Source organism: Thermodesulfitimonas sp. (assembly GCF_052743955.1).
In genome coordinates this window covers 1-7,846 of the sequence record NZ_JBRAIN010000081.1, presented here as the reverse complement: position 1 = coordinate 7,846, position 7,846 = coordinate 1, and the positions used below count along the sequence as shown (strand labels likewise).

6 protein-coding genes are annotated in these 7,846 nt (G+C 56.8%); all 6 read left to right on the top strand.

The genetic code is table 11. From position 1 onward, the window contains the following. A partial coding sequence (locus ACUVTA_RS07385) for a DUF3368 domain-containing protein (protein ID WP_445952311.1) occupies positions 1–253 on the top strand: 253 nt, incomplete at its 5' end. Further along, positions 232–2,007, top strand: coding sequence for a class I SAM-dependent DNA methyltransferase (locus ACUVTA_RS07380; protein WP_445952310.1), 1,776 nt, complete (start codon positions 232–234; stop codon positions 2,005–2,007). The genes ACUVTA_RS07385 and ACUVTA_RS07380, both read left to right, overlap by 22 nt. Further along, complete coding sequence (locus ACUVTA_RS07375; protein ID WP_445952309.1) at positions 1,997–3,250, top strand: restriction endonuclease subunit S; 1,254 nt, start codon at positions 1,997–1,999, stop codon at positions 3,248–3,250. The genes ACUVTA_RS07380 and ACUVTA_RS07375 overlap by 11 nt, the downstream gene beginning before the upstream one ends. Beyond that, positions 3,247–3,909, top strand: coding sequence for a DUF3800 domain-containing protein (locus ACUVTA_RS07370; RefSeq protein WP_445952308.1), 663 nt, complete (start codon positions 3,247–3,249; stop codon positions 3,907–3,909). The genes ACUVTA_RS07375 and ACUVTA_RS07370 overlap by 4 nt, the downstream gene beginning before the upstream one ends. A 275-nt stretch (positions 3,910–4,184) precedes the next feature. Beyond that, entirely contained in the window at positions 4,185–7,214 is a 3,030-nt protein-coding gene (locus ACUVTA_RS07365; protein ID WP_445952307.1) for a type I restriction endonuclease subunit R, read from the top strand. A gap of 38 nt (positions 7,215–7,252) precedes the next feature. Further along, on the top strand, positions 7,253–7,846 hold a 594-nt coding region (locus tag ACUVTA_RS07360), incomplete at its 3' end, for a DUF262 domain-containing protein (RefSeq protein ID WP_445952306.1).

The following is a 7,846-nucleotide window of genomic DNA, read 5'->3' as shown; positions in this document are numbered from 1 at the left end:
TTTTGCCCTGGCGCTGGCCAAAGCCAGGGGCGGTGTTTTGCTTACCGGTGACAGGTACCTGCGGAAAGCTGCAGAACAAGAGAAGGTGCCCGTGCACGGGACGCTCTGGATACTGGACGAATTAATCCGGCGCCACGCTACCACGCCACCGGAAGCGGCCCAAGCGCTGAAAAAGATGCGGGCGAAGAGGCGTCGCCTGCCCCGCGCCGAGTGCGAACGCCGGCTGAAAAAATGGGGAAGAAAAGACGGCTGACGCTGCAAGGGCTGCGGCAGGAAAAATGGCGGCAATTAGCGAATAAAGCAAAACGGCAGTTATGGCAGTACGCGCCTTTAAGATTTGAACCTCTAAAAACGGCTGTTTACGGGAACCTCTGGTTTATCTGGCGGGAAAGGGTTATGGCGAAAAAGAAAAGCGCGGTAAAAAACGGCAACGGTGACCTCGAATTCGCCGACCGGCTCTGGTCGGCGGCGAACCGGCTGCGGGGCACAGTAGAGGCGGCGGAATACAAGCATATCGTTCTCGGGCTGCTCTTTCTGAAATACCTCTCGGACGCCTTTGAAAACCGGCACCGGTTCCTGACGCGCGCCGTTACCGACCCGGCCAATACGGAATACTACGTCAAAGAGGCGCCGGCGGAATATATCGCCTCCGTTGCCGAGGACAAGGACGAGTACCTCGCCGCCAACGTCTTCTGGATTCCGCCTCAGGCCCGCTGGTCCTACCTTTTGGCGAACGCGCACCAGCCACACCTCGGCCGGCTGATTGACGAGGCGATGGCCGCCATCGAGAAGGAGAACCCGAAGCAACTGCGCGGCGTGCTTCCGAAGATCTACGCCCGTTCCTCCCTTCCCGCGCAGACCTTGGGGGAACTTTTGAACCTCTTTTCGGCAATTGACCTGGCCAACGGCGATGCCGTGGCGCGGGATGTTCTCGGCCGGACCTACGAATATTTCATCAAGATGTTCGCTAAGGCCGAAGGGCACCGGGGCGGCGAGTTTTACACCCCGCAGTGCGTCGTGCGGCTGCTGGTCGAGATGCTGGAGCCTTACCGGGGGCGGGTCTACGACCCGGCCTGCGGTTCTGGCGGAATGTTCGTGCAGAGCCGCAAGTTCATCGAGGCCCACAACGGTAACCCGAACGACATCTCCATCTACGGGCAGGAGCGCAACGAGGCCACCTGGCGCATCTGCAAGATGAACCTGGCTATCCGGGGCATCCCGAACGAAAATATTCTGTTGGGCGATACCTTTACCAACGACCTGCATAAGGACTTGCGCGCCGACTTCATCATCACCAACCCGCCCTTCAATATGAAGGAGTGGGGCGCGGACAAGGTGGCCGGCGATATCCGCCTCAAATTCGGCCAGCCGCCAAACTCCAACGCCAACTATATGTGGATCCAGCACTTCATCCACCACTTAGCGCCGAACGGCCGGGCCGGCTTCGTTATGGCCAACGGCTCCCTTTCCGTAGGCGGCACGGAGGGAGAGATCCGCAAAAAGATCATCGAGGCCGACCTGGTGGACTGCATCGTCGCCTGCCCGCCGCAGCTCTTTTTCACCACCGGCATCCCGGTTTCCCTCTGGTTTATCGCCAAAAATAAGGATGAGCGCGCCCGTGGCCTGCGCGACCGGCGGGGTGAGACCCTCTTTATTGACGCCCGCAAGCTCTTTGTCAAAGTCTCCCGCACCCAGAACGAATTCACCGCGGAACACATTCGGCAAATCGCCAATACCTACCGCGCCTGGCGGGGCAACCCCGCGGCGGGCGAATACGCGGACGTGCCGGGCTTCTGCAAAGCCGTGAAACGCGAAGAAATCCGCGCGCACGGCCACGTCCTCACCCCCGGCCGCTACGTCGGCACCGGAGAGAACAACGACGAGGACGAGCCATTCGAGGAAAAGATGGCGCGCCTTACCGCCGAACTATCCGAACAGTTCCGCCAGGCGGAGGAACTCAAAGAACGCATTCGCCGGAACTTAGGGGAGTTGGGGTATGAGGTATAAAGTATCGCTTTCCGAAGGTTTTGCTCATCAAGACACGGCACCTACCGGATGGGTGGTGAAACGTCTTGGGGATTGCGCTGAACTCGTCCGAGAACATTTCGATCCTACCAACGGAGAAACGCGGCCCTACATAGGCCTTGAACACATACAGCCCGGAACGCTTCGTCTTTGTGGAGTCGGTAAATCATCAGAAGTCACAAGTGGCAAATTTGCTTTCCGGGCCGGAGATATTTTATTTGGAAAGCTCCGTCCCTATTTTCGTAAAGTAGTCCGCCCTTCCTTTGATGGGGTATGCTCAACTGACATCTTTGTGATCCGGGCGAAGCCGGGAACCGATCAACGATTTCTCTTTTATTGGCTGGCGATGCCGGAAACAATTGAAATCGCTACGCAAACATCTGAAGGAACACGGATGCCGCGTGCAGTGTGGGATGTTCTTGCCAAAATCGAAAGGCCGGTACCTCCCCTTCCAGAACAGCAGCGGATCGCCGAAATCCTCGGCGCCTTCGACGATAAGATCGAACTCAACCACCGGATGAACCGGACCCTGGAGGCCATCGCCCGCGCCATCTTCAAATCCTGGTTCGTGGACTTCGAACCCTTCCGCGACGGCGAATTCGTAGACAGCGAACTCGGCCCGATTCCGAAAAGCTGGGAAGTGAAGCCTATTACCGAATTGGCAAATTTTATTGATGGTCGAGCATTTAAACAGCATGAATGGGCGAAAAGGGGATTACCGATTGTTCGCATTGCAGAACTCAATAACGGCATAACCGATTCAACCAATTTTTTTAGCGGAGATATCGAAGATAAGCATCGAACGAAGAATGGGGAAATCTTATTTTCCTGGTCGGCATCAATAGGTATATATATCTGGACCGGTGGCGATGCCGTAATTAACCAGCACATTTTTAGGGTTGTCTCCAAATATGTTTCCCCATGGTTCATTTACTACCGGCTTCAGATAGAACTCCCTCGTTTTCAAGCCATAGCTCAAGATAAGGTGACTACGATGGGGCATATTCAGCGTTGCCACTTGGAGGAAACGTTGGTTGCGATACCTCCTCAGGGCATTCTCCATCTTATCGAACCGTTGATGGACAGGATATTCCGCTTAATGGTTGCCAATTTGATAGAATCCAAACTTCTCGCCGAAATCCGTGATCATCTACTACCGAAATTATTGTCAGGTGAAATTAGGGTGAAGAATGGACCGATTGGTTCAGCGGAGGAGTACTTATGAGGATTGAGAATGGCCCTCACGAGCCAACTCATATCGCATACGCTGATGAAACCCAGTACAATATTGGGCGCTATCGGGGGATAGCTTTGGTTACGACAAAAATGGATAACGTTGACAGCTTGAATGCAGAATTGCGGGGTCTCTTCGAGGAATCCGGCATTGCTAGCGAGTTTAAATGGACCAAGCTTCATGGTGTCAGAGAACGCTTTGCGGCGCTTAAGATGTTGGAGTGGACCATCAACAAAGCCGTCAGTGGTCTTATTCGGGTAGATGTTTTAACATGGGACGTGGAAGACAAGAGACATAAAATTAGGGGGCGCGATGACATTGCAAACTTGCAGCGTATGTACTATCACCTTTTTAGAAACGTCCTGTGCAACCGGTGGCCGGACGGAAGTATATGGCGCCTGTGTCCGGACGAAAATACGGCTATTGACTGGGCAAGAATGGATTACCTTCTTCGTAAGGCCAGCACACGGCTTGAGTCAGAGCCAAGCGTTTTTACTGTTGGGAAAGTAGGGAGAAGGCTCAAGCAAGAATTTGGGATTGAGCAAATTATGCCAGCTAAATCAGAGCAAGAGCCGCTTGTTCAGATAGCGGATCTCTTTGCAGGGTTGGCCGTCTACTCGCGTAGTTCGTTTGAACGTTATTTAAAATAGCAACAGGCTTCTAGTGGGCAAATGATCTTATTTCCAGAAGAATATGGATTTGCGGACAGCGTAGGTGGGGAGATGAGTAAAGCGGATAACCAGCGCTTTTTGGTACTGAAGGAGTTCGATAAGCTTTGTAAGAATTTCAGACTTGGTGTTAGTCTCAAAACAAGCCGCGGGCTTAAAACGTTCGATCCAACGAGTCGGATAAATTTTTGGTTCTATGAGGTTCAACATGAACATGATAAAGCTCCGGTGAAAAGTAAGGGGTGAAATATTCGTTTATGACATCCACCACTAACGAATCCCTCATCGAACAGGCGGCGCTGCAGTGGCTGGCGGAACTCGGGTACGAAACGGCGTTTGGGCCGGAAATCAGCCCGGGTGGGGAGCGGCCGGAACGGGGTTCGTTCCGGGATGTGGTGTTAGTGAGGCGCTTGCGGGCGGCGCTGGCGCGGCTGAACCCGCACCTGCCGGAGGAGGCTTTGGGAGATGCGCTGCAGCAGGTGCTGCACCTCGATTCGCCCAATTTGGCCGAGAATAACCGGCGCTTTCACCGGATGCTGCGGGACGGGGTGAAGGTGGAGGTGGTCGGCCCGGAGGGGGAGCGGCGCGGCGACTTCGCCCGGCTTTTTGATTTTGCGGATCCGGAGAATAACGACTGGTTGGCGGTAAACCAGTTTACGGTGGTGACTGGCGAATACAACCGGCGGGCGGACATCGTGGTTTTCGTAAACGGCCTGCCGCTGGGGGTTATCGAGCTTAAGAACCCGACGGACGCAACCACGACCATCAAAGGGGCCTACCAGCAACTGCAAACCTACATGCGGGAAATTCCGGAACTTTTCTATTACAACGAAATCCTGGTGGTGTCTGATTCAACTGAGGCGCGGCATGGGACGATCACGAGCAGTTGGGAGCGCTTCGCGCCGTGGCGCACCATTGAGGGGGAGGAGGACGCCCCGGCCGACCTGCCGCAGTTGGAGGTTTTGCTCCGGGGAATCTTTGCGAAGCGGCGGTTTCTCGATTTAGTGCAGAACTTCGTCCTTTTTGAGAGCGACGGGGACAGGCTCTACAAAAAGATGGCGATGTACCACCAGTACCACGCCGTTAACGCCGCCTTGGCGGCGACTTTGCGGGCAACACGTCCGGAAGGTGACCGGCGCGTTGGCGTCATCTGGCACACGCAGGGCTCCGGAAAGTCGCTTTCGATGGTTTTTTATACCGCGAAACTGCTCCGGCACCCGGCGATGAACAACCCGACCGTCGTGGTGCTCACCGACCGGAACGACCTGGACCAGCAGATTTACGAAAACTTCCTGCGGGCGGAGGAACTGGTCCCTTATCTCAAGCAGGCGGGAAGCGTTGAGGACTTGAAGCGGCTGCTCTCGGCACCGGCCGGCGGCGTGATCTTTACCACGGTGCAAAAATTCCAGCCGGAGGAGGGCGGCAGCTACCCGCTGCTTTCGGAGCGGTCCAACATCGTGGTGATCGCTGACGAGGCGCACCGCTCCCACTACAATTTTATGAGCGGCTACGCCCGCTACATCCGCGAGGGGCTGCCGAACGCCGCCTTTGTCGGCTTTACCGGGACGCCGATCGAGCTGGAGGATAAATCCACGCGGCAGGTTTTTGGTGATTACATCAGCGTTTACGACATCCAGCAGGCGATTGCGGACGGCGCCACGGTGCCTATCTACTATGAAGGGCGGTTGGTGAAGCTGCACCTGACCAACGAGTTTATTGACGAGGATTTTGAGGAGGTTACCGAAGGGGAAGAGGAGCACGTTAAAGAGAAGCTGAAGAGTAAGTGGGCGCGGTTAGAGGCGCTGGCGGGGGCGCCGGAGCGCCTCAGGCTGATCGCACTGGACATCCTGGACCACTACACGGAGCGGTCAAAAACGCTGGCGGGGAAGGCGCTAATCGTCTGCATGAGCCGGCGCATCTGCGTTGAGCTTTACAAGTATCTCCGGGAGCTGCCGGGCTGTCCGGAGGTGGCGGTGGTGATGACCGGCTCGGCGAGTGACCCGGAGGATTACCAGCCGCACATCCGGAGTAAGGCCAAGCAGGAGGAACTGAAGAAGCGCTTCCGGGACCCCGACGACCCTTTAAAGTTAGTGATCGTCCGGGATATGTGGCTCACCGGCTTTGACAACCCCTGCCTGCACACGATGTACGTTGACAAGCCGATGAAGGGCCACAACCTGATGCAGGCGATCGCCCGGGTGAACCGCGTTTTCAAGGACAAGCCGGGCGGGCTGATCGTGGACTACATCGGGATTGCCGACGACCTCAAAAAAGCGCTGGCCTGCTACACCGAGAAAGACCGCAACGAGGCGATGATTCCCTTGGACCAGGCGATTGCGGTGTTGCGGGAGAAGTACGATCTCACCTGCGCCTTCTTCCACGGGATTGATTATCAGGGGTGGCGGCGGCTGGCGCCGGCGGAGCTCACGCGGCTCCTGCAGCGGGCGCACAACGCGGTGGTGACGGATGACGAAACGAAGAGCCGCTTCCTGAAAGCCTGCACCGAGTTAACCAAGGCGTTCGCGCTGGTGAGTCCCCACCCGGAGGCGGCGCGGATCCGGGACGACGTGGCCTTCTTCCAGCACGTGCGCCGGAACGTGGTGAAGTACACGCCGCCCGCCGGCCAGCCGGTGGACGAACTCGACCTGGCGGTGAAGCAACTGGTTTCCGAGGCCATTGCCCCGGACGAGGTCGTGGACATCTTCGGGGTGGTGGGGCTGGAGAAGCCGGACATCTCCATCCTGAGCGACGAGTTTTTAGCCGAGGTGCAAGGGATGGAGCATAAAAACCTTCAGGTGGAGCTTTTGCGCCGGCTGATCGAGGACGAGATCAAAACCAAGATGCGGCGGAATGTGACCCGCTACCGGTCTTTTAAGGAGATGCTGGAGCAGGTGCTGAAGGCCTACCAGAACCGCTCGCTGCAATCGGCGGAGGTGATCGCGCGGCTGGTGGAACTGGCCCGGGAACTGCGGGCGGTCGAGCACCGGGGGCAGGCTTTGGGGCTGACGGAGGAGGAGATGGCCTTTTACGATGCGGTGGCGAAGGGGCAGGAGCATATCGCCGGCGACGAGCAGTTAAAGACGATCGCGCGCGAGTTGGTGGCGGCGATCAAGAAGAACCTGAGCATCGACTGGACCGACCACGAGAACGTGAAGGCGAAGATCCGGGCGACGGTGAAGCGGTTGCTGCGCCGCTACGGGTATAAGCCGGCGGCGTGCGAGACGCTGGTGGTCGTGATTATGGAGCAAGCGGAGAGTCTCTACCGCGACTGGCCGGAGGCGGCGTAGGGTTTCGGAAAGCCGGAGATAGGGGATGGTGAAGACTTTTGGATATCACGCCGGACAAGAAAAGGTTGCTCGACCTGGTGGAGCGGGCGAGGAGCGGGGAGATCGCTCTGCCTGAGTTTCAGCGTAACTTCGTTTGGACGCGGGATGACGTAAGAGACCTTCTGACCTCGGTGCTAAAGGGTTACTTTATTGGTTCGTTCCTTCTTCTAAAAGTGGATGCGGAGAGCAGCCCCTTCGCTTTCCGGACCGTGGCCGGGGTGGAGAAGCCGCCGGGGCAGCTCAAGCCAGACTGGCTGATTCTCGACGGCCAGCAGCGCTTAACCTCTCTGCACTACGCTTTTGCGGCGCCGCCGCTTCCTCTAAAGTGGACTAAGTATCCCTACCGTTTTTTCTTAGACCTGGGGAAGATCAGTGCTGGTGACCTGGACGCGGCCATCTTTAGCGAACGGGCCGACCTGAGCGGGTGTTACCTGAATCAAGATTATCAGTTTAAAAACCTGATTGTTCCGTTCACGGAACTGCCGCGATGGGAAGAGTGGCTCAACGATTATGAGCGCTGGCTGATTGAGCGCGACCGGGAGCGGTACTTCAACGAGTACTTTAAGGTGCATAAGCCGGTGTGGAATCGCGCT

Coding starts and splice junctions, on each gene's coding strand:
- ACUVTA_RS07375 (WP_445952309.1), top strand. CDS start 1,997: ATGAGGTATAAAGTATCGCTTTCCGAAGGTTTTGCTCATCAAGACACG.
- ACUVTA_RS07370 (WP_445952308.1), top strand. CDS start 3,247: ATGAGGATTGAGAATGGCCCTCACGAGCCAACTCATATCGCATACGCT.
- ACUVTA_RS07365 (WP_445952307.1), top strand. CDS start 4,185: ATGACATCCACCACTAACGAATCCCTCATCGAACAGGCGGCGCTGCAG.
- ACUVTA_RS07380 (WP_445952310.1), top strand. CDS start 232: ATGGGGAAGAAAAGACGGCTGACGCTGCAAGGGCTGCGGCAGGAAAAA.